The following is a 24,349-nucleotide window of genomic DNA, read 5'->3' as shown; positions in this document are numbered from 1 at the left end:
ACTGTCCAAGCGGCACTGGGGAATCCCACAAAACTGGCTCCGTATATATTTTTTCTATCGTCTGTAATCATAAATTGGAGAGCGCACTCGTATCGTTTGCCATCCGAATCGTAGACAAGTTTTAACATCATCTCACCCCTAACTTAGAATGTGGATTCCGTTTTTATCAAACACACGGACAATTGATTGGCTTCGGAAAGTCGTTATGCGCTTTACCCCGCCTTCAGTCGGAACGACATCGGTATGGGAGGCTCTCTCAGTTGCCCCTACAAGAACATGGGAACCGAGAACCCCTCCCACTGCACCGGCAGCTATAGTTACTGCGGTGTGGGCACGGTTTAAAGGCGTTAACGGCTGTTTCAGCAAGCCTCTCTTTTGGGGCAGGTTTCTTTTAACAACTGCCCACAGTGGAGATTGGGCGATAGCGCTGGCAACCTCCTCTGTCTCCAGTGTATTTGCTTGGAATGTGTGAACTTCGTCAGCCGGCTGAACATAAAAAGCAGTATCCCTGCAACTTGCGATTGAGGGGATGCTGTCATAATCCATCTCCGATAGCCTTTCCCGTTCGACTGTGGCGTTTTCGGGTTTCTTTGCAGCCCGGTAGCCAAGTACGATCAGCATCTGATCTTCGGGGCGACCTTCGAAAGTGAATACATGAATGTTCTCGAACCTTGTTGACAGCAAAGAGGCTGCTTTCTTCAGTACCTCATACTGGATACAGTAACCTAGCAGACCTCCCGGCATGAGCTTGCCAGAGGCGCCTTCCGTCAAATCTCTCAGGAAAGTAACTTCTGTCCGCTCTGCCTGATACACATTCCCAAACGGGGGACAAAGCCACATGAAGGACATTGAAGCTGGAGTCACGCGCGTGTCCTCGTAGTACGAATAAAGCAAATGATTGAGTTTCCTGCGAGCCTCCATAGCCCTTTCATAATCCACTTCAATGCCGTAAGTAACAGCATCGCCTTTGGCTACGCTTGCAATCATCCTAAGGGTGTTCCCCTTTCCACAGCAGGGATCAAACATGTTGACCCTTTTGCCTTTTGTGAATTGCAGGAGTCTCCTCACATAGATTGCCTGGTTTGCCGGGGTTGCATAAAACCTTGACATTATGCCACCCCCTTTTTAATATGGAATTTTTTCATAGTGTGGGGTGAGGGGCCGTCCGGCCCCATCACCCAGGATCACCTCCTTAGGTTTGGGGCCATAACAGCCGTTTTTCTTACTGAAGAATTATGCTTTTCATAATTTCCATCGCCACGAGGATTTCTTGGTACTGTTCTTCGGATAACCCCTGCTCCTTAAAGTCATCAATCAAAAGTTCTGACTGAGACCTGTTAGCAATGGGGACATAACCGCAGGTGCCAATACTGTCGATGTATTCATCGATATCCAGCGCACAACCAAATTTATTGATTGTGTTTGAAACCGGTATCGACGCACCTTCAAGATCGACAACCACCAGAACTCTGTCGCCCAATTTGCTGTCCACGGAATATTCCTTGTAGACGCAAAGTTGGTCTCTGATTTCCAGCGGCCTCCACCCAACGCAGCTCAGGCTCTGCCTCAACTCTTCATACAATTTTTCCTCCTCCTTTTTCCCTTAATGGGTTCGTATGGGTGTTTTTCGGAATATAACCCTGTTGGCTAATTCCTTGATTTCTTTGTCAAACTCGGGGTGGATATCTTTTCTCCAGTAAAGGCTAAAGATATCGCCGTCTTCGCTGATTGTCCGCACCATCTCTATACTTCCCGTTCTCAAATGGAGCTTGTAGTTCTTCCTGACAAAATGTCTGAGAGCCGCTATTCTCAGTCCCTGGAGCATCTTTTCTATGAAAGGTGTTCCCTCGCTGCTTTGGATAGTAATGCTTGACATCGCTTCACGCTTTGGTTGTTTGAAGGGGTTTTGGGTATTAGATTTAAACATATTGCGCGGATACAGCCCATCCGGTAATGGATTGCATCCTTTCACCTCCTTGGTTTTTATTGCTTTACCGGAAGCATTTATAGTCGTCCCGAAAGACGACAAAAAAGACTTGCGAAATTCACAAGCCTTTTTAATTAGGGTGTTTAAGTTTTGATCAAACAAAAACTCGTTTTTGTGTGTAGGCTCTCCCAATCATGTCGGGATTGCGGTGTTTGGGTTTGTAAAAATAAAAATTAAATGTTGGTTATTTCAGTATGACTGCTCAGTCGCAAAAGCGTCCGCCCAGCACCACGGGGAGGTGCAGTCAAAGCCAGGCATAAAGGGCAGATAATCTGCCCCAATTTTTAACCCCCCATCGCTACCATTGGCGGCGTTTCCAGGGGAGCCAGGAAAGGTATTACTTCTCTTATCGTTTTAGTGACTTCAACGCCGAGGTTGTCTAAAATCCGGTAATACAGCTTGGTGTACCGGAATTTGTCCTCGTTGGCGACAACGCCTTCGATAAAGCCCTCTGGGACGATGAAATATACTCTCTCAGAATACGGCTTATCTTTGACGTATTTAGCCCGGGTTACTGCTGTATAGAGCATAGACCGGGTAAATGTGTTGTTCTCCCAATCGGTTATAATAACTACAGGTGACTCGCCACCTTGCGCCTTATGAATTGTCATGGCGTAGGCCAGTTGGAGCCAGCGGGATGACTCGGTGATTGTATATGGCTGCCTGCCGTCTTTGTAATCCACGAACAGAATATCGCCTTCAACGGCTGATATAGTGCCTTTCTCACCGTTGAAAACGTCCCTGCGGCCCTCTGCCCTGCCAGGATGGGCGTTGTCTTTATAGTCATTCTCAATGCAGATGACGTGATCACCGATACGGAATGAGGAGTTTTTAATCTTCTCTCCCTTGATGTTAAACTTGCTCTGCAAACTGCAGTTTAGGGCCTCCACGCAGGGATTCATGTCTCCCTTCTCCCCTTTGCGGGGGCTTAAAATAAGGATGTCGCTGAAGAGGACGCCTTCGGCGATTAACCTGTCCAGCAGTTTATCAAGAAGAGTTGACTGGTTGTTGTTAGACACGATTAACTCAAAGCCCTTACTGAAAACAGGAACCTCTCCTTTTCTGATCCTAGTGGCGTTTCTCGTAATCGTGCTGCCGCGGTGGTCCTTGACCAGATTAATATAATTAAAACCTTCCGGCTTGTGGCGGCTTTTAGCAAGCCTTTTCAGCTCGCCAATAATGTTGCCGGGTCCGGGAGGTTTTAACTGGGCAGGATCTCCAACTAATAACAGGCGGCTTCCCAATGCCACTTTCTGCAGGACTTTATAGAAGGCCACGATGTCGCACATACCAACTTCGTCAATCACTGTGAAGTCAGGCAGGATTTCATCATCGCTTTGCTTCCTTATGGCTTCTTCAGCAAGGTCTTTGCCATCCTTGGATATTTTCACTCCAACATGGATTGTTGAAGCAGGCAGGCCGGAGCGTTCGCTTAGCCTCTGTGCCGCTATTCCGGTTGGAGCCATCAGGCGAATATCCAGCGTATAATCCTGCATCGCTGAAACAACTGCGGCGATAACCTCCGTTTTACCTGAACCGGCTAACCCTGTCAGTAGAGTTACAGGGTTTTGGGCTACCGATAAGACGGCTTTTTTCTGTGCCGCGTCCAAGTCGGGGTATTTCTCCAGAGCTTTCTCTAAAAACCGTTCAGGATTTATTTCTATTTTAGGAGCTGCTTGGATGATTTCGACAAGCCGTTTGGCGCTGTATCTTTCTCCTCTGAACGGGACGCATAAATACAACCCGCGTCCTTTATTGTCCGGGTGTTTTACGCCGGCCTTTTCCATATCAGCAGCGATCTCTTTGCTGGCAAACTGGATATCTTGAATCCACATGCCACGGAAATGGTCCCGAAGGTTCTTATCCTGAAGAATGTCTTTGACTCTTGCTTCAACAGCCGCCCTGGTAGTATAATCTGCGTTCTTACCTACCAACTTTGCTACAGCGTATTTTATAGCTGTATATTTCGGCATATAAGCATGGCCGTCATAAGCAGCGTTCCAAAGGACGTTCATTATTGCCCCTGCGATTTTACCTGCCAGCAGGCCCTCGTAGCCAAAGTATTTAGCCACTTCGTCCGACTGTTTAAAGGAGATACCTTCGGCCTGGGAAATAATCCATGGCTCTCTCCGCACCATTTCGGTAACAGTGATCTTCCTTCTCTTTGCCCGGTGTTCAAGTAAATCGAAGATATTAAAAATATCGTGCATGTCTATACCGGGTTCGGCGTTGGGTAAGATGTCGCAAAGCATTTGGTAATCATGGTCGCGCTTGCACTTAAAAAAGAAATTAACCACTGCCTCAAGGTGTTCAGGTTTTAATTCAGTGGAAGCAAGTTTATAAAAACTTTCTTCGTCTGTTTTAAATAAATCGAACACGGCCTCTAGTTTGTCCGCCCCGCAAGCCCGAATTAATGCTTCGGGATCAATATCGGGTAGATCGTGCTTTAGCAGGGTCATTACTGCCGTTGGAGACAAGCGAGGTGCTATCCCGGTAACATCGGGGATGATGATTATATCATCTTCCAGCAAGCCATGCAGTCTCACAATAGAGTTTCTTTTAACGGCCACAGACGGAGGCGGTTTTAGGACATCAAATTTTAACCTTTCCCCGCTGCGCTCTCCTTCCAATAGAAGGATTTCACCGAGGCGTCTTTTCCCTTTTATATCGTAAGTCTTCCTCGGTAGTTTTGTGATTTTCCCATAGAAGTATTCCACAATTGACCTCCTTTTTAATGTTTTAAGGCGGCTTAAAGCCGCCTTTAGAATTTCACTGTAAATCTGTAATGTCGGTTGTTGTTTGTCGTATCAGTTGCAACCACTTTTAAAAAGGCAGTACCCGTTGCTGGTGGGCGAGTTACACGCTTAGATTCGAGCCACAGGCTTACAACCACTTAACATTAGCAATACCCGTTGCTGGCCACATCCCAAATAATGTTGCGGGGGATGTAGGCTTACAACCACTTAACATTTGTAATGCCCATTGTAGGCTTTAAATACGATAACCGGTGAGCAGGTTACTCTTACAACCACTCTTGATCAGCAATACCCGTTGCTGGGCCCTGGGACCAGAAGAAGAGCACTCGCCAACCCTTACAACCACTCTTGATCGGCAATACCCGTTGCTGGTGGCTGAACTGCCCGCCTTCCGCCAGGCTCTGCCTTATAACCACTCTCGATCTGCAATACCCGTTGCTGGGTTACGGTTGACGGTGACGTGTTCGAAACTGACCTTACAACCACTCTTGATCGGCAATACCCGTTGCTGGGCAGCTATTGATAATTGCGGCTTTTATTTACTCTCTTACAACCACTTAACATTTGCAATACCCGTTGCTGAGGGCGTACCGTATAGCAGCATGCTGTATGACCCTCTTACAACCACTTAACATTTGCAATACCCGTTGCTGAACCAATGAAACCAATTGATACAGAGTGTAAGCCTCTTACAACCACTTAACATTTGCAATACCCGTTGCTGGCCACATCCCAAATAATGTTGCGGGGGATGTAGGCTTACAACCACTTAACATTTGTAATGCCCATTGTTAGGGTGATCTGGGATGACTTCAAGTCGCTCTATTACCTTACAACCACTTAACATTTGTAATGCCCATTGTTAGTTCCAGAGGACGTGGAATTGGAATGGGACGACTGCTTACAACCACTTAACATTTGTAATGCCCATTGTTAGGCACACACCTGAAAGCCCCTTAGATAAAGGGCTCCCAGGTGTATTTTCGCGAACCTATTCAGCTTGCTCCAGTCTTTTTAATTTGTTTTCCAGCTCTGCGATGCTCTCCTCACTGATCCCGGGCCACCATCTTTCCAGTGGTGGAACTAAGCACGGGATCTTCTCACCGGTCCAGTAAGGGGGCTTGTAAGGCATTAAAACAATACCGCCCTTTACTTTCTCCGGGGGGATTTCTGTAACAGGTATCGGCCTTGCCGCCCTGCCATATTGATCCCATACAGAGTAATCTTCGGGTAAAGGATCAGATATCCTGATATTATTCACCCTGCCCCAACCAGCGACTCGCTTAGAGCCAAGGGAAATACTCCCTCCTGTGCTGGCGACGATTTTATGAACATCGCTACGAGATCCCCTGGCCCGGAAGATTACCTCAGGCGTTGCGATATAGTTTATAATCTCAAGCATCGGCTTGGTTTTTAGAAAACGCTTTGCCCAATCGTCGGGCTTGGATTTAACGAAGCAAAACGTACCAAACTTGGGGTTGACCAACTCCCACGCGGAGGCGTGGTAATACGGGTATTTATCGCCAGATTGCTCCAGTGGAAGTGGTACGTCAGGCAATTCATCTTCCCTTATGGCGTTGCCCTTCAGCATCCAAGTTAATAAGCCATCAAGCATCAAGGGAGCGAATGGCTTTCTGTAACCAAAGGCAATCGGCGAGGCCATGTAAAAATGAATCTCAAAATTCTCCATCTTTACGCTCCTTGCTTCTTTTTCTTGGCGCCGTTTTTACTTTTAACCGCCGCTATTATTTCGCTGTGGAACTGCGCCAACTCTTTGCTCTGGGAATCATCCAGGGTTTCAAAAAGTTCTTCGCTGCTGCAGTCGGTGTTTACTGCTTTCAATACCGTGTCGCGGTGTGCTTTTATGACCTTTTCAAACTTTTTCAAGTCCCCAATATAAGTGGACTTAAACAGTTTTTTACGGTCTTCTTCAGAGTCTGTGCCATCAACCAAGCGCTCTATCTCTGCCTTGTTCTTCACCAGCCACTTGCAGGCTTTAGGGGCTTCCACATCGGCTTTTGACTTAATCGTTTGGGTTAATTCCAACAAGACCGCCTTCATGTTTTCGCCGTTTTTCATCAGCCAGTTATCATATTTCTCGGTACTGGGGATGAATGGATCATAGTGAGGGCACTCGAAATATTCCGCACTCACGCGCCCGTAACCAGCGGCAGATCGGCCTCCAAGAAAACCATAATCCAAAAGGAGTTTTAACCCTGCCTCGAAGCAGGCTTCGTCTCCTTCTGAAGGATCGATAAGGCTGAAGCCATGCAGTAACTTTGTCCCGGTTGGGATTGCCTCGATATGATAAGGCACCTGTATGCTATTGATGTTCTTAACATCGAGATGTGCAATTTCCGGCTTGCGATGACGGGCATGGCCGTAACGGTACATTTCCGGTTTGAAATAGTCAGCACTTATGAGGTCATCAATAGGGAAATCTCGCTTAGCCAGAAGGTTGTTATATAACTCACTGCTTTCTTTGGAAAGCATAAGAGCAAAGTCGCAGCGTAAGGTTGACGAGAAAAAACAACCGTTTATTACTCCGCCGAATAACCCGATAAGCGGGACTTCTTTCTGGATTTTATTCTTGATTTCGTATGCCGGTATAGTCGCGCCTTTATCGGCAGTACCTCCAGAATAAAGCATTACTGCTACCTCATTGGGCAGGTCGTTACTGGTTAAACCCAGTTTTTCAAGGGTGTAGTTAACTACCAGCATTTTTAAAAGGGAGCGCACTTCCGCGCCGCTTACGCCGTAGCCATCAATAATACGGGTTTGAATGTTAAAAGGAATTACGCGAAGGCGCGAAATAGTATCTTTTTTTTCTTCTCCTTGGACCTCCGGCGCCATATGGCACAGGGGAGATAATAGGGTGTAAATTCCTTCAAATCTAATGGTTTTCATTTGGTTTCCTCCTTGTTGTTTTTTTGAGCGCACATTTGCGCCAGCTTCCAATCGGGAGTGTTAGGGATTTTAATTTTTCTTTCCAGGCACTTTTTTGCCAACTCCACTGCTTTTTTAAATGTGGCCGGGTTAATCCAGACCAATGTACTATTAAGGACTTCGGCGCCGGCAGTTTTTACGTTGTAATTAAAAAAGACCGGGTAGGTCTCTCTCGACAAAGCGATTATTGACTGCCAGGGGCCGTATTGGATGCCCTTCTTAATGTCTGTTGCCGCCAGTACAAGAAACGGCGGCTTTGGAGGGTTGATTAAGTTCTCTCCGAACTCTGCCCATTTGAGAATATTGAACGCCTGGAATCCTCTCTCTCTTGAGGCGATTACCGCCGCGAGCATTCTGGGTTTTCCTTCTTCGTTCAATTCTCCTCGCCGGTCCGTTTTAAATAAGCCTGTCAATGGTTTACCCAGATCCTGATTCTCGGGTTTATACTTGCTGACTCTACTGGAGATATTGCCAAAAATAAAACTGCAGGCTGGACAGATATAAGATGATTGTTTGTTTCTTGTCAAAAACTCCTGCTTCCAGGTGTCGCCGATAACGTCGCCGTACAGTTGCGGCTCTGACTCCTGATACTTAAACAGTTGACCGCCGCACAAACGGCAGTGACCGTCCACAAAGTCCAGTTTATCCGCTGGCTTAGCAATAGTGTAGAGGAATTGTGCCGGTTCTAACATCTCAGCACCTCCTAAACGACCATGCCCATGCCGGCGCTAGGCCACCGGCCAAGCCCCACACATTGAGCAAACTGTTTTACTATCGCTGGACCTGTTAACACGATTTCCCCGGAGTAGCCGAGGAGTTTTCTCCCTTTGTAGAGAAATAGCTTTTTGTTCGGCTCTTTCAAGAAGCAGAATTTCGCTTCCGGCATTTTCTCGCCGGTCAGATATTCATACCTCTTTGAAAGGCCGTCTTCCACACCAACCGGGAACTGTGGATCAAACCACTCCATATAGACGTTGGTTTCTTCGTTCTTCCTGAACACGACTATGGGAGCTGCAAAGAATATATCTTTGTCAACCAACGGTTCCTCATAGACACCCAGGACTTCACAGCAGCTTTCCCCAATCATAAATTTTTCTCTGATTGAGACTATGAAAAGGTCTAATGCCTCCTCCAAAGCCGACGAGAAACGAAGTACCCACTTGCCATTTTGTGATTTGAGACCTTCCGGCAAATACACGCCCTTTTCCGGTGATAAAGTGTAAGAAAAAAGGCTGTACCTGGCTTGGTGGATTTTACGGCCCAAACTGGTCAATCTGAAAGACCTGTAGATCGTTGACTGAATTTGTGCAGGGTAATCGTAGGCGATAACTCCCTCATATCTCAGCCGGACCACTATCCTTCTTTTGGGTAACATTTTTTCAACTCCTTTTGTTTTTTGTTTTCGCTCTCAAGATTAAGATCGTTTTTAAAGCCTCCTTTAGAAGTTTTTAATATAAAAAGAGACCTTTATAAGCGTCTCGTTAATTGGGTGTAATGGGGCTTCTGTTTCAATAAACAGTTACCGGTTTTTTCTTTTTTAACACTATGATCATGTCGTAGTGTTTTATTTTGTGTTATTAAAATTTTAGAATTAACGGTTGTATAGCCGCTTCAGTATAATCCGCCCGGACCACGGGGAGGTACGGCTGTCTGCCGGGCATATAAACACTTGCATAGAATTGGTTTTCACAAACGAATGTAACACAAGCTGTTTCTGTTACATTCGGCAATTAACCGCCAGCCCTTACCCTGTAAGGGGTTTCGGGTTTTTTTCTTTTTCCTGCAAGGATTGTCTTAATTTTGAATGTAACTCATGGTAAAATAAATAGTAGTTATATTACATTCGCAGGAGATGATTATTTTGGAAGTTGTCCAGCCTATAAGAGACATAAATCAGATAGAAGCTATTAAAAAGATACTTAAAAGCTCCAACCTGAGAGATTACTGCCTCTTTACCGTTGGCATTAATTCAGCACTTCGTATCGGCGATTTATTAAAGCTGAATATCGGCGATGTTGCTGACGACAACATGAAGCCCATCGAGAAAATAAGCCTCCGTGAGCAGAAGACCCAGAAGTTGAAAGAATTCCCCTTGGGGAAGACCTCGATAAAAGCCCTCCGTGAATATCTGGCCACCCGTAAGAACTGTAAACCAGCAGATCCGTTGTTTCCATCCCGCAAGGGCGGGGTTCCTATGACACGGGTCCAGGCTTACAGGATTATCAGAGATGCAGCAAAATCCGTCGGCATAACCGACAGGATTGGCTCCCATACTTTAAGGAAGACATTCGGCTATCACGCCTACCGCCAGGGTAAAGATATAACCATTGTCCAAAAACTCTTAAACCACTCCTCTCCGGGCGATACCCTCTCATATATAGGTATTACTCAGGATGACTTGGATAACGTCTACCTGACACTGAATTTATAGGCGGGGCTTTAACCCCGCCTGTTCTTATGATGCTTTCTTCATATTTACTCTGATATAATTAGAGATTTTATTAACCGCATAATCAATATCGATATCGTTGGTTACAGCGTAATCAGCCAGGGCGCACGCCTCGACATCGCTGCCGTAGTGCTTGAGCCTCTTTTGGATATCCTCGTCAGTGGCACCCCTGTCCTTCATCCTTTGGATGATCGTGCCGCGGTTAGCCCATATGAATATCACCACTATATTTTCTTCGGTCAAAAACTTCATATAATCCTTATAGGCGTCTATGGTCAGGGCTACATAGTAGTCAGTCGGAGACTTCGGTATTTTCAGCAGCGACTCTTTCGTGGTGCCGTACATATTGCCGGCATACTCAATATCCTCTGCCAGTTTATCTTCCGCGCGGAGCTTCAGGAATTCTTCCTTGCTGATGAAGTAATAGTCTTCATTTTGCACTTCGCCCGGCCGCATCGGTCTCGTCGTGATTGTAGTGAAAAACTTCATGCCGAATATTTTTCCTAACTCCCTGCCGATAGTTGTTTTACCGGAGCCAGCAGGCCCCATTAAAATATATAACTTTCCCAACTTGGCTCCTCCTTTAAGCTGTTTTTATTTCAGGTACTTCTTCGAATATCTCGACTAATACGAACTCTTTGCCGTATTCTTTAATGTTAAATAAATAGATGTCTTCCCTGTCTGACTGGACTACAACCTTAATCCCTTTTTTGGTTTTAAAGAAGTCCACAACTTTTCCGATTAGGTTTTCCCTGCGGATTAACACCTTATCCTCCAGTTTTAACTGGAGCCCTTTGTTTATTGCCTTGTCTTCAGACATAAATATGGATGCAAGGCCCCCGGCAGGGCCAAGCACCCAGGATCACCTCCTTGTGCATTGGCCTGCCGGCAGCCGTTATTTTCTTTTAAGCAACATCTTGTTTTTCCAGTGCTTCAACAAGGGCTTTTTCGTCTTCTTCAATTGCATGGCAACCTGAAAAGAAGAGTTTCAGCAGGCACCTTATGGTAGAGGGAATTAATTTCTCTGCTTCAGGCCTGTCAGCGATGCCGCCTTTAAGTCCTGTGATGCTCACTTTGTACTCAAGGTGCTCCTCTCCTGATTCCCCGACTATTTTATAGCGGGCTTTGATATCTATGCCGTTTTTGCCGGTTTTAACAGTCTCCTTGACAGGAACGATATTCACCCGCTCGCCGGTTCGAGACCTGCTGTTTTCTTTATCTTGCATATACATCCGGGCATAATCAAATAAGCTGTCTCCAAACTTCATCCCCCAATCAGAGCTGAAGGATATATTCTGGAGCGTGTTGCTGTCAGATGTAAGGAATTCAGTAAACTCTTCGAGTGTCATAACTTGCTTCTGGCCGTTCTCCCATGACAGCTCAATCCTGTCCGAGTCTATGCGTTTGAAAGTATATTTCACTCTTATTCACCTCGCTGCATCTTTTGGTTGCTTACCGCGAGCGTAGCCGGCAGTGTAAGTGCGGCTTCATAGGATTTACCTGTAGCCCACTTAATCAGACCACCGTAGCTCTCGGTCAGTTTTCTAAGCGGAACATAAAATCCGTTCGTGCTACGCAAGATGTCGCCGTTTGCTTCAGAGAAAACAATGTTCCCGATGCTTACGGTGTAGAAACCCAGTTTTTCGGTGCTGTTGATTTTCTTGCCGTAAATTTGGGCAACCCTGTCAGCGGGTACAAATGTTTTTCCGTTGAACAGCTTTCCTTCCATATATACTTCTTCAGTCACGGAAACCTTTACAGAAGGCAGTTTTTCCTCTTTGAGGAACACAGCCCAAAGGTGCAGGCCGCTTTCGTCCGTATCACCCCTGGTATGAATCATAACGGGAACATGGTAGACGTTAGAAAACTGCATGTCGTACAGCCCATACTGGACAGCCGCGTCATCTCCAGGTCTCGCATATTTGACTGCTGGGTAGTGATCCCATCTTTCAATAACGTCCATGCCAGCGGCCCTGGCGGTTTGGAAAAGAACTGTTGCTGTTCTGCAAATACCGCCTCCAATATCAGGGGCGCCGATAGAGTTCTGCCCAACAGCAAAACCTCTTTCAGTAGTCCGGGCACCAACAATTTCGTTAAAGGAAAATCTCTGACCGGGTGCTAATATTGTTCCGTTAGAAAACTCGGCCGCATAGATAGCGTTGAAATTGTTATTAGGCGCATAAGGATTATCTGTCGGGTCAAAGTCTATTACTCTTGATGATATTACGCTCCATTCACCAGCAGAAGCCGGTACCGCAAATAAAAACGTCAATACAAGCACCATTAGAATAGTTCTAAATCTTTTCATTATATTTTCTCCCTTAATAAAAATAAGGCCCGCGGCCTTGTTTTTTGTTTTTTTAGTTTTATTGGTTTTTCTTTTTCATGATAATTGACGGATTAAAAGAAAACCGTACATTATTCTTGTTGAAGTTGTATGTTTTATTAGCTTCATAATCCGCAGTGGACTCTACAATCATTATTCTTAATTCATCGAAATCTACAACACCTGCTACTAAGCCAATACAAATTACATCATCTTGTGAATCCAACACAGCTATTGGTTTTCCTATCATTAAACAACCTCCTTAGAAGTTCAGCGCCATTTGATTGCTAGATACCGGTTTTTTCTTATATACCTGTTCGTCCGTTCGGCGAAGGTTCAATAAGAATTCTCCCACGCTTTTACCGACGACTTTTTCAAAGGATGCCTTCCCAGTGGGTAAAACGCCACGGCAAACATTCTTCATCAACTGGAATCCCCTTAACTGAATACTGGACCATAAAGGACTCCTGTGCTTTCTGTCACGAGCTGTGAGGGGGAGAAATTTCATCGGGAAGGTGTAAATGCGAATATTGTATTTGGCGTTCAGTTCCTTTACGAGATTTAACCTCGTAAAAAGATCGCTTGGCTTATCTCCCTGCCCTGTCTCCGGATCGAAGAAGTTGTAAAGCATGTAGGCGCTCATTTCTTTAAAGCCAACCTTTATGGCGTTTTCAACCGCCTTTTTAAACGCATCGCAGTTTTCGATACTGTCCAAGGCGAACCTTAAAGGCAGTATATTTAGTTTTCTAAGCAGCCGGGCGTTATCCATCGAGAACAGCCTGGCGTCCGCACCCTGGTTGACGTCAACCCTGCGGGCATTTCTTTTACCGCTTTGACCAAACCCCAGAGTAACCAGTTCCTCCACTATCTCCGGCAGTTTCCTGGAGAACAGCAGATTGTTGTCCATGAGCATGAGATCCCTGCGGGTCAGGTCAATCTGCTCCGCCAGGTTATCCACCTTATCGATGAACTTAGGCTCATGGATTGGGACCAGGCACCATTTGCATGATCTTGGACATCCACGCGACGCGAACGCTTGTGAATACCCGTATTCGGGGCCGATAATGCTATGATCCATCTGGATAGCTTCAAACTCAGGTACGAGTCCGCGGTGAGGCATTATGCCTGTTTCTTTGTGGATTTCCTGCCACATCGCTGTTGCGGCGGGACCGCCTACTTCAACCCTGTCAGCAAACTGCTTGTAGAATTCAATAGTTGAAATGTACTGGCTGATGTTGACTGAGAGCAGTGTCGTAATATAACATACATCCCAGCGTCCAAAGACTCTGCCCTGCACCATTTCAACCTTGTCTCCATTGGCCTTGTGGTATGCGCTGATTTTTTTCGATACCAACGGGTAGTAGGTCATCGGGTGGGGTTGAACGATAAGCACTTTTTTAATAATAATCACCTCTTCCAATGCCCAACAGAACCGCCCAGACGGACGGTTGCCTGCCAGGGCCGTTTTTTATTACTTCTCATATTTTAAAGAAGTCTTTTAAGACTTCATTAAATAGGTTTTTGTTTTATATCAGGGCTTTCGCCTTGTTATAAAAAATAGCCTTTTAAGGCTATAATCAGGGGGTGTAATAAGCATCCGCCGATCATGCCGGCAGAAATGTTTTTGTTGTGAAACACTTCAATCATGTCAAAGTGTTTATTTTTTGTTTTCGGAAAATTAAAAGGTTATTTTACTGTTATTATTGCTGTCTTGGTTGCCTGACGGCATCCACCCGGTACCACGGGGAGGTGCAGCTCACACCGGGCAAGCAGGGCTTTAACGCCCTGCCCGAAGTATCTTTCGTCTTTTTAAGAGGCGGGTATCGTTATTTTTTGTTAAGCAACTCTCGGGAATTGATCCCATTTGTAGTCATCCAGTAATCTGCCGGCGACCTGTTTGCCTACTCTGGCAAACGCCCAGATATCGCCTTCGGTTGACATAGCATCTGACCATCCACCTCGATACGATTTCCCATCTGCGTCCATGATTAGGTATTCCTTTATGCCTATCCTTGGGGCGGCAACCGGCAGCCATTCTCCCCAACCTTTGAAGAAAAATGGCACTCCCGCAGCCTGACACTGATCGCGCAGGCTCCTTGCCCAATCCGGGTGCATCGGCCTTGCTCCTGGGCCTGACTCGCCGCCGCAGATTACCCAGTCGAGGTTGTTCCACGGAACATAAGCCTCACTGCCATCGGTCGAGAGGTATTCACCAGCCAGAGCGTCTAAAATGTCGCCGTCATACTTTAGATTCCTCAAATCCACCTGACCCAGCATCGGTTCCACGCTGGCGAACCGTATTGCCGCTGGTGTTTGCAGGAGTATTGGTATGCGTAAGTTGGCTTGTTTCTGGTTTTCGGCCGTTACGCCAAGCCACAGATTTTTAAGCGGTTGGTATTTAGTGAAAAACGGTGTCGGTTTTAGCTCGAATTCCATTCTTGTCGGTCCGCAGATGTTGTAGTGGTTACAATAAAGCCTGTCAATGAATTCTTTCATACGTTCGGGCCTCTTTGTTAAAAGAATGAATGTGTGCTGCGGGCAATATCCCATCAGGTTAAATGCCCTCAGGATATATGCGTCCGGCACATCTTCATGGAACAGGTCATTCCATATTGCCCAAACGGTAGGCTTCTGCACTCTCGACGGCAGGTCCATGTTTTTCTCCAAAAGCCGTATCTGGCCTGTCCATTGACTGCCCTCGGTTAAACCGCCATACTGCTCTTGTATTTTCGCATTGGGGTTATTTGCCCTTATATTGGCTTTCCTTGCGCTCCAGCAGTTATCGCAGCCTTCAGATACAGGCGTGCAACCTCCGACTAAAGACCAGGCTCGATCCCAATAGAGACCTTTTTCAATTCTTTCTGCTTTAACCATCATACCACCTCCGGAATTCGAATTCCGTCGGGAACCTGCCATTTCCAGATGCTCAGTTGCCCTTTGGCCGGAACTGGCTCTGGAAGCAGGATTGGATTTTCCAACTTCCACACGTACCGCCCAACCGAATAATCCCCGAAACTCAATTCAGGTTCTTCGGGCAGGCTATACAAGCGATACAGCTTTGTGATCTCCTGGCAGTTAACCAGGTTACACACAGCTATAACGGCGCTAGATGGAAGAGGTTTAATCCATTCCTTTCCTTTAATATAACCTGCATCTACGAGGGGCTTTTTAAAAGGTTCCTCGAAACAGAGCCTATTAAGGAAGGGGGTCATTGTCTTACTGGCGTGAATGGCTAGCAATCCCCTATATTTCGTCGGCCAACTTCTGGTCTCGTTCAGTTTCAGGCCAAGACCAATAAGCAGGGCGTGGGGGTTGTAAAGAGATATGGTCTTAATTATTCTCGGCACGCAATCACCTCTTTAGTTTTGATTTAACTCAGCTTCACTACCAGAACCATATTGCTCTCCTTTTGTTTTTGTAATGTCGTTCAGGACCTTGTTGGCGCTTAAAAGGAACAAGTCGTCATCATCTGCAAACTCAACTTCTGTCAAGAAGTCATTGATAGACATTCCAAAAAAATGAACTTCCTGGTGATCAGGCGGTCCATCAAGTGATTGATTGCTCTTATAAGCGTCCACCAAATATCCGATCCTGCCGTCGTGCATAGCGAGCTTATGGCCTGAGGATATCTTGAATTCCTGACCGGCCGCCATTGCCTTCAGTACGACGCAGGCTCTTTGAACAATGGCTTCAGGAGACAATGCGCATGCTTTCTTCGGCATCTGCATCCCCCTCTCCAGCACAGCTTTCACACAGAGCTTCTCTTTCGCTTTTTATTAAAGCTCCCATACCAAGATCGTGTTTCACTACTGGCTCGAAGCAGCCTGAGCAGCAGACGAACCAGTCGTCATCGAGAAGCACTGTAACGGGAATACACCCTTTCTCAGCGTACTGATCGTATTTTTTCTCTCGCTTTGCGGTAACCTCGTGGCTGCTGGGTGTGCAATTTGGCTCAAATGCTGATATAGCCTGGTTCTTAGTCTTTGCGAAAATAATCGTCTGTAGATATCCGTCGCTGACCAACCACGCTTTACTCATTTAACCCACCTCTTCCCGGATGTCCATTAGCATCCGCGAGAAGACAGCCCCAGGAATGGTAATGCTGTCTCTCGGCATGATATGCGTCAGGACTAATCCTTTTGTTGCGAGCAGCGCCCGCTGTGCTTTTTCTACCTGGGTAAATTTTGCCCTAAGAGCTAACCGCATTAAGTTCTGGTGTTCAGAGCTGCCGACTTTATATGTCCTACCCTGGAAGGTAAAGCTACCTCTTTTCGGCGCCTTGTAGCCAAACTTCTTGGCTTCGTAGCCGGACAGAGTAAAAGCCTTTAACTGTTCAGGTGAGCCTTCGTCGAATTTAAGCCCTACCCAGAATCCTTCTACGGAAGCAAGCCTTATTCCAAAGGCAATAAATTCCCCAGACGCAAAATTGGAGAGCTCGCGCGCCCTCCAATCGTTAGTTTTACTTCCTATGTTGAGTGTGTTCATCTCTTCACCGCCTGAAGGAATATTAGGCTGTGCCTGTGCATTCGCCTGACAATCCCAAGCATTGTCTTTTCGATGACCTTCATTTTATTAGAGACCGCCTTGAGTTCGGCGGGTGTCCTTATCTTTGCAATCTGGCTGTGATCCACACCGTATTGAAACATCATCAGTTTCTCAATCGGCCTGACCTGATCGACGCAGGATTTAATGAATTTTTCGAGCGCGTAATCATCAGCTTTGCGAAGTTGCAGATTAACCAGGTTGCCGACGAGTCTTTCGAACTCTTCCTGGACAGAGGCAAACTGGCTCAGGCCTTTGCTCCAGAGTATAACTATGGCGTTTCTCCTGACAGTGTCATCGATAGCTGTAATTTGGTTTTCTGTATTCAATTTTAGCCCTCCTTATCCCAAGTTGCCCCTATGAAGATGCAGGCATTTGGTTATGTTGTAACTAATTGCATTCCCGTCTTTAATCCACGCCCGAATACTGATGATATTCACCAGGAAAAACATCGTGAACATCAAAAGCTGCGGGTAGTTACTGGAGTAGTACGCCAGCGCTATCCACAGAAGGTTGGATATATTCCATATAACAAACGCAAGCGGGTGTTTCTTCGTAATGAAATACTGGCCGGTCATAGACAATGCGAAGCCTATCCAGCCGACTGTTGTTGCGTTCATATTGCCTCCTTAATCCAGCATGGTCTTGCAATACAAGACCTCGCCGGTAGCTGCGTAAACCACTTCCTTGATTTTTTCGAATTCCTTCTTTTTAATCGTAAGGCTTTGGGTTTCATACGGAAGTTTAAGACCTGTAAGCCATCTCGGAGAGGCTCCTCTCTTACTGTTCTTGATGACGACTTTTAGTTTGTTGTACTCCTCGTTTTCCGTGAAAACATTGAGGAAACCGCAATCTAAACCAAAAGGTATTTCACAGCCATCTTCATCGAACATGTCCTTAATGTGCAGCATGATGACGAGCTTGTTATTATCTATGACTTTCTGGATATTTTCCTCGTAGGCTTCAATCCAATCTGTCATTTCCTTATGTTTCTCGTTGGTTAACTTCCGTGCGTCAACCACACCCATCATTTCCTTATAAATATTCGTGTGTTGTTTATCGCCGGCAAATAAATTGACCTCTTCTTCGGTTATAGTGGGGTCGATATAGGCTCCCATATAAGAGGCTTCAACCAGCTTGTTCGAAAAACAAACAAGCCTCAGGCCGAAGAAGTTTGTGTGGCCATCTTTATTCACCATATAACGGTACAAGTCGGGGCAGTCACATCCCCACCACTTATCAACAAATCCTTTTGTTGGCTTAACAACATAGTTGTCTTTAAACCCGTAGAAGGTATCGATGCTAGCAGGATCAACCTCCACCTCGCTGCTTCCAATTCCGTTTATAGAAAGGAAGCTCTCAAGGACAGAGAAACCGACAACCATTTGGTACTTATCACGGTCTGCGTCGGTGTTGATTTTGATTGACCTCTTTGTTCCCACTCTGTACTTGAAGGTAAATCCGCGCAACGGCTTATCTAAAAAAAGCAGCTTAACAGATATGCCGCCGCTTTTGTTTCTGTAGATAAGCGCCCTTGCTTTGGGTTTTGTTAATGTTTTGGTCATAATCAGACCTCCTTTTTAGAGGCCCACCGGGTTCGCCCTGCCGGGCGTTTAATCCCGGAAGGGTCTTTGTTTTTAGAAATTAATTACATCGAATTCCGTTTTAGAATTCTCCAGATAGGCGTCTTGTTCTGGCTTTAACTCGAAATACGCTTCCCTGATTTTATCCAAATCACACTTGCCGGTCGGCTTACCTCTGTTGTCCCAGCCTACTTCTTCGCAGATTGCCATAAAGACAGGATAATTTCCTGCCTCATGGCCGGGATATTTTTTCTTAGCCAACATGATGCTGGTCTTCACTCCTGTTCCCGCAAAGTAGAAAGTCTGTATCGGCAGGGAGATCGTGCCAAGGTAATAGCACTTCTCCATCAGCCACTTTCTCAGCGGCTTAGTGTGCGAGTTGCAGAATATACCTTCGGGAAGGATCAATGCAACAACACCGCCGGGCTTCAAACACCTCACTGCCATTTCGAGAAAATATTGCTCTGAAGCCCTTCTTGCAACTTCAAAGTTCTTCCTTACCGTCGGCATCCCGAAAGGCGGGTTTGAAATAACCAGGTTCATCCTGCCTTCGAACTCAGCCAAATAATCAAGAGCGTCGCCGCGGATGATATTGGCTTTCGGGTAGCACAGCGAAGCGATTTGCGCCAGGTCATAAGACAACTCAATGCCTGTCAGGTTGATATTCGAGTTTTTCTGTGTCAGGGCATTTAAAAAGGCGCCACAGCCGCAGGAGAATTCCAGGACGTTCCAGCCGTCTTTCGGGTCAACCATGTCAACCAGAAAACTTGTAACGACTTCCGGCGTGAAGAACTGATCGGATTTAAAACTGGTCAGCCCTCCGTAGCCTGTATGGAGCGTTTTTAACTCCTCGATTTCTTCCAGCGTCAAATCGCGCTCTTTTGAGATATCAAGTATCTCCTTTGCCCTGTCAATCCCGTCATACCATTTTCTTGCAAGCCTTCGGTTCAATTTTTAAACCTCCTTTCGGAGGCCCTGCTGGAAAAACTGCGCCCTTCCGGGCAGCAGTTCCCGGAGGGCCGTTCGATTTAGAATTTTTGCACCGTTACACCTGACGACTCCAGCATTTCTTTGGATAACTCGTCGGGGTAGTCGCCTTTGTAGATAACTTTCTTCACGCCAGCGTTAATCAAAATCTTGGCGCACATCACACACGGGAAACAGGTAACATAAAGCACCGACCCGTTAGTGTTGCAATGGCTGAAAATAATTGCGTTGGCTTCGGAGTGGTTAGCTCTACAAAGCTCATGGCGTTGTCCAGAGGGGATGTTCTGTGCTTCCCTTACACAGCCTGTCTCAGAGCAGTGAGGCAGGTTCTTAGGGGCTCCATTGTAGCCAGTGGCTATGATGTGGTCTTCCAAGACCAGCACAGCTCCCACCTGCCGCCTTAAACAGGTTGAGCGTTTGGAAATAACTTCTGCGACTTCCATGAAGACTTCGTCCACAGTTGGCCTTGCGATTTTTCATTCTCCTCTCTCATAACCCAATATACTTTGGTTGGTTTACCGTATTTCTCAATGTGTTTAATTGTAAAGATTGTTCCGCTGCTGTCCCCGTCAAGGGGGAATCCCAAGCCGTGGGTGCAAAAGTCGGCAATCTTCAGGTTTCGCTCGAAGAACGGCTTGTAGTTCACAAAAAGGTTGGCGTTAGCGTACTGGGGCTGCTCTATCACCCAATCCTTTGGCAACCTTTTGAGAACCGACTGTGTCTCCCGAAAATAAGGGTTGTTTTGGATTACGCCTGGTAGAAATACCGTGATCTTTATATTGTTTTCAAGGGCGTATAGTGCGGCATAGGTATCTATGCCCCTGCATCCGCCTGAAACCAATTCAAGATCGGGATGTTTCGAGTGTATGCCGTGAAGTATTTTAAACACAAACTCACGGACTCCGCAACCAGGCTTTTTGGTGCCAACGACTGCTAGAATCAAGGCGTTCCTCCTCTCTAAATATAAAAAAGACCATTTGGTCTTAATTTTTACCTCCAATATAAATTACCAGAGGTTCGTTTTCTCAGTGTGTTTCCCAAATCGTGTTCGGGTAACTGTTTTTGGTTTTAAAAATATAGAACAAAGTTAATCTTTATTAGTATGGCTGTCTCGGTCACCTTTCGGGTCCGCCCGGGGCCAACGGGGAGGCGCAGCCAATCCCAGGCATGGGGTGTCCCCCCGCAGAAGCGAGGGGATGTGAAAGTTATTTGCGGGTAAATACTACACCCGCGATGGTTTCTGTTCTCCAAAAAGATTTTGTTATTCCGTCGTCCAAGCAAATGACTTTTTTCTTCCCTTTAATAAAATCATCTATTAAAGTTTTAGCGCTGTCATTGTTGACGTTGTCAATCCTATTGGCTGCTCCGTTTTGCAAAACAACCGTTAAATCACCTTTCTCTATGATATGCTCCTTTCTCCCGGCTGTCGGACAAGTGCCGGCACCGAGTCGGTTTCTTCAATCTTTAACTGCCTTATCTGGCGGGTGCGGATGGATTCTTCGGCGAGGACATTCACGATGTCTGTCTTATCAGCACCTCTCAGCGTGCGGGGCGTCCGCCCCAGAGAAAGGATTACTTTCCCTGCTTCTGCCCGTATCACGCAGAGGGCTTCTTTAACCTCTTCGGCATCCCTTTTGTGAGAGGGCGTGTCTGCTATGTCCTGAATTTTACCGATCCAGCCTTCGACTTCGGGATCGGGCGTGATGGCAAGGTTTTTCACCTTGTCTACCAGGCTCTTTAAGTTCATCGTGTCCCCTCTTTCAAGGTTTCCCTTGAGCTTAATAGACTCGGTGACCTTATTGACCACATCGAAGATTATGCCGTGTACGGCGCCAGCCAAGTCAGCAAACATCTGCTCCATCCTCGGAAGGTATTCATCACGTTTTATGGCGATGGCTTCCTCAATGGCCTTTTGTTTCGACTGTTCCTCAAGGAGTTTCGTTTTAACTCTCTCTTTCTCAATCAACAACCGCTGTCTTTCGTGTTCTTCCTGCACCCTGCTGTCTTCAGTGAGCTTACGCTCGATTATCCGCAGTTCTTCCTTATAGGAAGCCTCCCGCTCTTTGATTAACCGCAGGCGGGATTCCTGGGCCGCAAGGAATTCGGTTGTCTCAACTGTCCCCACAGACAGGTTTACATAGAAACTACTGTAAATCTGCTCTTTCGTGGGGAAGTATGCCATGGTTGACCTTACGAACATAGAAATTTCTTCATCCGTCGGTTCATACATAGGATCTTTCCTGATCAACCTGTAGGCTTCGATTGCGTACAGTTGATAAGCCAGCTCGGTATTTTGCTTGATCCTTTCGTAATCTTCGAGGATTTCATCCCTCACAGCAAAATAATCCTGTTTGAGGGTTTCTATCTTCTCCTTCATAGCCTCAATGCTCTTAAATGGCACAAAAGACCCAGCCATTGTGGGAATACCAAATTCTTCATCAATGGTGCGGCGTATCTGCTTATCTATTCGATCCAACTTGCGGAGAATCTCGGCCGGCAGCAGAAGTTTGTTGCCAAGGGCAAGATAACGGCTGATAAAGTCCTTATGGGACTCGTTATCCGGGTCAAGCCCCACATCTTGAGGTTTTAGTTTTACTGTGAATCTTGTGCGGCCAATATGGGATTTATAGATATAACCTTCTTCACAGAGCTTGGTGGCGAGTACGTCCCTCTGGACATATATCCTGTCACCGCCGGTGAGTTCAGCTATTTCTCTTTTCTTTTCTTCCCAATCACCGACTCCTTCGAATTCCGCATTTACGCGGTCAATGAATTCGTCCTTGTTTTGTTTGGCCTCGGTTTTTAACATGGTTTTCCACCTCTTTCTAAGCGAAAGTGACCTTTTTATCATTGACCTCGACATGCCATATTGGTCTGTCCCGGTCACGGTACGGAAGACCGACTTTCTCGATGTTTTCCGTCATGGTCAGTTTCGCTTCTTTAATTCCGATTGGTGTATGAAAACGAATTAGAACTTCCTGCCCAGAAGAGAGGAAGTCCAGACCGTTTATCTTTTTTTTCAACATAATAAAAGGGCGGCACGCCGCCCCTTGCACCTCCTTAAAGAGATATAGGGGCGGATACACCGCCTTTTCTTACAGTTCCCTGACCGTTCTGGGTGAGGGTGTTGATTTTTTGCGTTCGTCCAGCATGTGCTTGTATGCCGGCGGTAGCAAATCTTTATCGTTGCACTCAGCCAGGGCAAGTTTCACCTGCGCCTGTATGTCTCTTGTTGTCGGAATGTAAACCTTCAGGGCGTGTGCCAGGTGGCTGTCAGTCACCTCTTGACACTCGTCGTCTTCAGCTACTTCCAGCGACTTTAAGACCAGTGCCTCGATTTCGGCGCCGGTATAGCCGTCCGTTTGATTCGCCGCCAGGTTTATATCAGCTTCGCAGTCAATTCTATATTTCTTAAACATCACCTCGAAAATCGATTTCCGTTCTTTTTCGTCCGGGGGAAGGACGGGAATTTTCCTGTCGAACCGGCCCGGGCGCTTTAACGCAGCGTCCATCAAATCCGGCCTGTTGGTGAGTCCAAGAAATACTACTTTACCTCGGTGGCTGGTATCGGACATATATTCTAGCAGTCTTTTAAAGAGCCTGTTCGACACCCCAGAGTCACCAGAGTTCTCACGACTCAGTCCGCTCTGATCCAGCTCGTCGCAGATTACCAGGCACGGAGCCAGGGCATCCAGACAGGCGAGGGCTTTGTCGAGGTTCCTTTCAGAACTGCCAACATACATGTTGAATATCTTCGAAAGGTTCAGAGCCGCGCAGTTCAGCGAGCTTTCCTTTGCAACAACCTGGGCGAGGAGTGTTTTGCCTGTTCCGGGAGGACCCGGCAGAAGGACACCCATGGGAACCCTGCGAAGGTTGCCTGCTTTAATCGGGTTGATGATGTTTCTGCGAAAGAAGTCCTTCACATAATCCATCCCGCCGATTGCCTCAAACCCCATTTCAGGATCTAAGAGCTCCAGCACTTCCCCGAATTCAGCCCTGACGATTTCGTCTTTACGGGCTTTGATAAGATCGCTGTCTACTACTCTTTCTTCCAATCTCGCTCGAAGGACTATGTCCTCTATGTGGATACGTTTTAAACCAGCGGTCATCGCTGCCGCCCGGTTGATATCCTTGATGGCCACACCGTTAATTTCACATATCTCCTTGATATACTTCAGGCGTTCTTCCATATTGGGGTACGGTATATGCACCGCCTCAATTCTGGAAGACGCTCCCCGTAAACAGGGGTGTATGTCGCCGATGTTTTCAGTTATTAAGAACACCGGCGGGCCGATGTCGATGAACTCCGGTTCCCTGGCCCACCTTTGCAGGGTGACTAAAACAGTCCTGTCCTCACCAGACATTGAAGATAAGTCAGTGGAAGGCATAACTGTCTCAGCGAACGATATTATCGCTGCTGCTAAAGGCACGCGCGTGTTGTTCGGCCCCTCTTTCGTTTGAAGAAGGACTCTCTCAATCAGGCGAAGCGCGCCGGCGGGTTCACGCGGGAGAAGGTCATCGTCTTCGGGAACCTCCATACCCAGGCTCTTAAAAAATATTTCTCTGTGAGAGGCGAGAGGAAAGGTTATCCCTCTACTGCGGTCATATTTGATCACCACATCTCTTTGGAGGCATAATCCGGATTTTTCACTGAGGTATGTCTGTACGGTATTTACTCCGTCCACCGTGTCGCCAGTGTTGCCATAGACAACGAAGACATGGGCGATTCTGGCAAGCCACTTGTTTACGATCTCCTGATACCACATACAAATC

29 protein-coding genes are annotated in these 24,349 nt (G+C 46.5%); 1 reads left to right on the top strand and 28 read right to left on the bottom strand.

Features of this window, described 5'->3' with window-relative positions; genetic code table 11:
* Positions 1-138 precede the first annotated feature (138 nt).
* The 8 genes from ACOBQJ_RS03720 to ACOBQJ_RS03685 form a co-directional block, all read right to left on the bottom strand.
* The gene (locus ACOBQJ_RS03720; RefSeq protein WP_421070384.1) at positions 139-1,110 is read right to left on the bottom strand and encodes a DUF6094 domain-containing protein; all 972 of its coding nucleotides are present in this window, start codon (positions 1,108-1,110) and stop codon (positions 139-141) included.
* A gap of 112 nt (positions 1,111-1,222) precedes the next feature.
* A complete protein-coding gene (locus ACOBQJ_RS03715) occupies positions 1,223-1,582 on the bottom strand; it encodes a hypothetical protein (RefSeq protein ID WP_421070383.1) in 360 nt (119 codons plus the stop codon).
* Positions 1,583-1,603: 21 nt separating this feature from the next.
* Positions 1,604-1,927, bottom strand: a complete 324-nt coding sequence (locus tag ACOBQJ_RS03710) for a hypothetical protein (protein ID WP_421070382.1) — start codon at positions 1,925-1,927, stop codon at positions 1,604-1,606.
* A gap of 344 nt (positions 1,928-2,271) precedes the next feature.
* The gene (locus ACOBQJ_RS03705) at positions 2,272-4,704 is read right to left on the bottom strand and encodes an AAA family ATPase (protein ID WP_421070381.1); all 2,433 of its coding nucleotides are present in this window, start codon (positions 4,702-4,704) and stop codon (positions 2,272-2,274) included.
* A gap of 1,030 nt (positions 4,705-5,734) precedes the next feature.
* Positions 5,735-6,406 carry a hypothetical protein gene (locus ACOBQJ_RS03700; RefSeq protein WP_421070380.1) on the bottom strand — a complete coding sequence of 224 codons (672 nt, stop codon included), beginning with the start codon at positions 6,404-6,406 and terminating at the stop codon, positions 5,735-5,737.
* A gap of 29 nt (positions 6,407-6,435) precedes the next feature.
* Positions 6,436-7,650: an RAMP superfamily CRISPR-associated protein gene (locus ACOBQJ_RS03695; protein ID WP_421070379.1), complete on the bottom strand. Its 1,215-nt coding sequence runs from the start codon at positions 7,648-7,650 to the stop codon at positions 6,436-6,438.
* Positions 7,647-8,381 carry a hypothetical protein gene (locus tag ACOBQJ_RS03690; protein ID WP_421070378.1) on the bottom strand — a complete coding sequence of 245 codons (735 nt, stop codon included), beginning with the start codon at positions 8,379-8,381 and terminating at the stop codon, positions 7,647-7,649. The genes ACOBQJ_RS03695 and ACOBQJ_RS03690 overlap by 4 nt, the downstream gene beginning before the upstream one ends.
* Positions 8,382-8,392: 11 nt before the next feature.
* Positions 8,393-9,064, bottom strand: a complete 672-nt coding sequence (locus ACOBQJ_RS03685; protein WP_421070377.1) for a CRISPR-associated endoribonuclease Cas6 — start codon at positions 9,062-9,064, stop codon at positions 8,393-8,395.
* Between the two features lie 486 nt (positions 9,065-9,550).
* Between ACOBQJ_RS03685 and ACOBQJ_RS03680 the strand changes: the two genes are divergently transcribed.
* On the top strand, positions 9,551-10,120 hold the full coding sequence (locus ACOBQJ_RS03680; protein ID WP_421070376.1) for a site-specific integrase: 570 nt from the start codon (positions 9,551-9,553) through the stop codon (positions 10,118-10,120).
* Positions 10,121-10,144: 24 nt separating this feature from the next.
* Here the strand turns inward: ACOBQJ_RS03680 and ACOBQJ_RS03675 are convergent, their stop codons facing one another.
* From ACOBQJ_RS03675 to ACOBQJ_RS03580, 20 genes are all read right to left on the bottom strand, one after another.
* A complete protein-coding gene (locus ACOBQJ_RS03675; RefSeq protein ID WP_421070375.1) occupies positions 10,145-10,708 on the bottom strand; it encodes a guanylate kinase in 564 nt (187 codons plus the stop codon).
* 13 nt (positions 10,709-10,721) lie between these two features.
* Positions 10,722-10,958 (bottom strand): hypothetical protein, encoded by a 237-nt coding sequence (locus ACOBQJ_RS03670; protein WP_421070374.1) that lies wholly within the window; start codon positions 10,956-10,958, stop codon positions 10,722-10,724.
* A gap of 85 nt (positions 10,959-11,043) precedes the next feature.
* A complete protein-coding gene (locus tag ACOBQJ_RS03665; RefSeq protein ID WP_421070373.1) occupies positions 11,044-11,559 on the bottom strand; it encodes a hypothetical protein in 516 nt (171 codons plus the stop codon).
* 2 nt (positions 11,560-11,561) lie between these two features.
* Complete coding sequence (locus ACOBQJ_RS03660) at positions 11,562-12,446, bottom strand: VanW family protein (RefSeq protein WP_421070372.1); 885 nt, start codon at positions 12,444-12,446, stop codon at positions 11,562-11,564.
* A 58-nt stretch (positions 12,447-12,504) separates the two neighbouring features.
* A complete protein-coding gene (locus tag ACOBQJ_RS03655) occupies positions 12,505-12,714 on the bottom strand; it encodes a hypothetical protein (protein WP_421070371.1) in 210 nt (69 codons plus the stop codon).
* A 12-nt stretch (positions 12,715-12,726) separates the two neighbouring features.
* A complete protein-coding gene (locus tag ACOBQJ_RS03650; RefSeq protein ID WP_421070370.1) occupies positions 12,727-13,875 on the bottom strand; it encodes a hypothetical protein in 1,149 nt (382 codons plus the stop codon).
* A gap of 425 nt (positions 13,876-14,300) precedes the next feature.
* The gene (locus ACOBQJ_RS03645; protein WP_421070369.1) at positions 14,301-15,341 is read right to left on the bottom strand and encodes a DUF5131 family protein; all 1,041 of its coding nucleotides are present in this window, start codon (positions 15,339-15,341) and stop codon (positions 14,301-14,303) included.
* Positions 15,338-15,811, bottom strand: coding sequence for a 2-oxoglutarate dehydrogenase E1 (locus ACOBQJ_RS03640; RefSeq protein WP_421070368.1), 474 nt, complete (start codon positions 15,809-15,811; stop codon positions 15,338-15,340). Before ACOBQJ_RS03640 ends, ACOBQJ_RS03645 begins: the two co-directional genes overlap by 4 nt.
* A gap of 12 nt (positions 15,812-15,823) precedes the next feature.
* Positions 15,824-16,186: a hypothetical protein gene (locus tag ACOBQJ_RS03635; protein ID WP_421070367.1), complete on the bottom strand. Its 363-nt coding sequence runs from the start codon at positions 16,184-16,186 to the stop codon at positions 15,824-15,826.
* On the bottom strand, positions 16,155-16,502 hold the full coding sequence (locus tag ACOBQJ_RS03630; protein ID WP_421070366.1) for a hypothetical protein: 348 nt from the start codon (positions 16,500-16,502) through the stop codon (positions 16,155-16,157). Before ACOBQJ_RS03630 ends, ACOBQJ_RS03635 begins: the two co-directional genes overlap by 32 nt.
* On the bottom strand, positions 16,503-16,949 hold the full coding sequence (locus tag ACOBQJ_RS03625; RefSeq protein WP_421070365.1) for a hypothetical protein: 447 nt from the start codon (positions 16,947-16,949) through the stop codon (positions 16,503-16,505). It lies immediately after the preceding gene.
* Positions 16,946-17,335, bottom strand: coding sequence for a hypothetical protein (locus ACOBQJ_RS03620; protein ID WP_421070364.1), 390 nt, complete (start codon positions 17,333-17,335; stop codon positions 16,946-16,948). Before ACOBQJ_RS03620 ends, ACOBQJ_RS03625 begins: the two co-directional genes overlap by 4 nt.
* 12 nt (positions 17,336-17,347) lie before the next feature.
* Positions 17,348-17,626, bottom strand: coding sequence for a nicotinamide mononucleotide transporter (locus tag ACOBQJ_RS03615; protein WP_421070363.1), 279 nt, complete (start codon positions 17,624-17,626; stop codon positions 17,348-17,350).
* A gap of 9 nt (positions 17,627-17,635) precedes the next feature.
* Positions 17,636-18,571, bottom strand: coding sequence for a hypothetical protein (locus ACOBQJ_RS03610; RefSeq protein ID WP_421070362.1), 936 nt, complete (start codon positions 18,569-18,571; stop codon positions 17,636-17,638).
* Positions 18,572-18,643: 72 nt separating this feature from the next.
* Complete coding sequence (locus ACOBQJ_RS03605; RefSeq protein ID WP_421070361.1) at positions 18,644-19,540, bottom strand: HsdM family class I SAM-dependent methyltransferase; 897 nt, start codon at positions 19,538-19,540, stop codon at positions 18,644-18,646.
* A 77-nt stretch (positions 19,541-19,617) separates the two neighbouring features.
* On the bottom strand, positions 19,618-20,019 hold the full coding sequence (locus tag ACOBQJ_RS03600; RefSeq protein ID WP_421070360.1) for a deoxycytidylate deaminase: 402 nt from the start codon (positions 20,017-20,019) through the stop codon (positions 19,618-19,620).
* A complete protein-coding gene (locus ACOBQJ_RS03595; protein WP_421070359.1) occupies positions 19,977-20,519 on the bottom strand; it encodes an SLOG family protein in 543 nt (180 codons plus the stop codon). The genes ACOBQJ_RS03600 and ACOBQJ_RS03595 overlap by 43 nt, the downstream gene beginning before the upstream one ends.
* Positions 20,520-20,975: 456 nt before the next feature.
* A complete protein-coding gene (locus tag ACOBQJ_RS03590) occupies positions 20,976-22,385 on the bottom strand; it encodes a DUF3150 domain-containing protein (RefSeq protein WP_421070358.1) in 1,410 nt (469 codons plus the stop codon).
* A 16-nt stretch (positions 22,386-22,401) separates the two neighbouring features.
* Positions 22,402-22,602 carry a hypothetical protein gene (locus ACOBQJ_RS03585; RefSeq protein ID WP_421070357.1) on the bottom strand — a complete coding sequence of 67 codons (201 nt, stop codon included), beginning with the start codon at positions 22,600-22,602 and terminating at the stop codon, positions 22,402-22,404.
* 69 nt (positions 22,603-22,671) lie between these two features.
* Complete coding sequence (locus ACOBQJ_RS03580; protein WP_421070356.1) at positions 22,672-24,342, bottom strand: ATP-binding protein; 1,671 nt, start codon at positions 24,340-24,342, stop codon at positions 22,672-22,674.
* Positions 24,343-24,349 lie beyond the last annotated feature (7 nt).

It is taken from the genome of Pelotomaculum propionicicum, assembly GCF_048984525.1.
GTDB lineage: Bacteria > Bacillota > Desulfotomaculia > Desulfotomaculales > Pelotomaculaceae > Syntrophopropionicum > Syntrophopropionicum propionicicum_A.
This window is presented reverse-complemented; position numbering and strand designations above follow the sequence as displayed.

Bases quoted from the DNA above. Each gene is read 5' to 3' on its own strand.
- ACOBQJ_RS03720 (WP_421070384.1), bottom strand. From the start codon at position 1,110: ATGTCAAGGTTTTATGCAACCCCGGCAAACCAGGCAATCTATGTGAGG.
- ACOBQJ_RS03710 (WP_421070382.1), bottom strand. From the start codon at position 1,927: ATGTTTAAATCTAATACCCAAAACCCCTTCAAACAACCAAAGCGTGAA.
- ACOBQJ_RS03700 (WP_421070380.1), bottom strand. From the start codon at position 6,406: ATGGCCTCGCCGATTGCCTTTGGTTACAGAAAGCCATTCGCTCCCTTG.
- ACOBQJ_RS03695 (WP_421070379.1), bottom strand. From the start codon at position 7,650: ATGAAAACCATTAGATTTGAAGGAATTTACACCCTATTATCTCCCCTG.
- ACOBQJ_RS03690 (WP_421070378.1), bottom strand. From the start codon at position 8,381: ATGTTAGAACCGGCACAATTCCTCTACACTATTGCTAAGCCAGCGGAT.
- ACOBQJ_RS03685 (WP_421070377.1), bottom strand. From the start codon at position 9,064: ATGTTACCCAAAAGAAGGATAGTGGTCCGGCTGAGATATGAGGGAGTT.
- ACOBQJ_RS03670 (WP_421070374.1), bottom strand. From the start codon at position 10,958: ATGTCTGAAGACAAGGCAATAAACAAAGGGCTCCAGTTAAAACTGGAG.
- ACOBQJ_RS03660 (WP_421070372.1), bottom strand. From the start codon at position 12,446: ATGAAAAGATTTAGAACTATTCTAATGGTGCTTGTATTGACGTTTTTA.
- ACOBQJ_RS03655 (WP_421070371.1), bottom strand. From the start codon at position 12,714: ATGATAGGAAAACCAATAGCTGTGTTGGATTCACAAGATGATGTAATT.
- ACOBQJ_RS03645 (WP_421070369.1), bottom strand. From the start codon at position 15,341: ATGATGGTTAAAGCAGAAAGAATTGAAAAAGGTCTCTATTGGGATCGA.
- ACOBQJ_RS03635 (WP_421070367.1), bottom strand. From the start codon at position 16,186: ATGCCGAAGAAAGCATGCGCATTGTCTCCTGAAGCCATTGTTCAAAGA.
- ACOBQJ_RS03630 (WP_421070366.1), bottom strand. From the start codon at position 16,502: ATGAGTAAAGCGTGGTTGGTCAGCGACGGATATCTACAGACGATTATT.
- ACOBQJ_RS03625 (WP_421070365.1), bottom strand. From the start codon at position 16,949: ATGAACACACTCAACATAGGAAGTAAAACTAACGATTGGAGGGCGCGC.
- ACOBQJ_RS03615 (WP_421070363.1), bottom strand. From the start codon at position 17,626: ATGAACGCAACAACAGTCGGCTGGATAGGCTTCGCATTGTCTATGACC.
- ACOBQJ_RS03610 (WP_421070362.1), bottom strand. From the start codon at position 18,571: ATGACCAAAACATTAACAAAACCCAAAGCAAGGGCGCTTATCTACAGA.
- ACOBQJ_RS03600 (WP_421070360.1), bottom strand. From the start codon at position 20,019: ATGGAAGTCGCAGAAGTTATTTCCAAACGCTCAACCTGTTTAAGGCGG.
- ACOBQJ_RS03590 (WP_421070358.1), bottom strand. From the start codon at position 22,385: ATGTTAAAAACCGAGGCCAAACAAAACAAGGACGAATTCATTGACCGC.
- ACOBQJ_RS03585 (WP_421070357.1), bottom strand. From the start codon at position 22,602: ATGTTGAAAAAAAAGATAAACGGTCTGGACTTCCTCTCTTCTGGGCAG.
- ACOBQJ_RS03580 (WP_421070356.1), bottom strand. From the start codon at position 24,342: ATGTGGTATCAGGAGATCGTAAACAAGTGGCTTGCCAGAATCGCCCAT.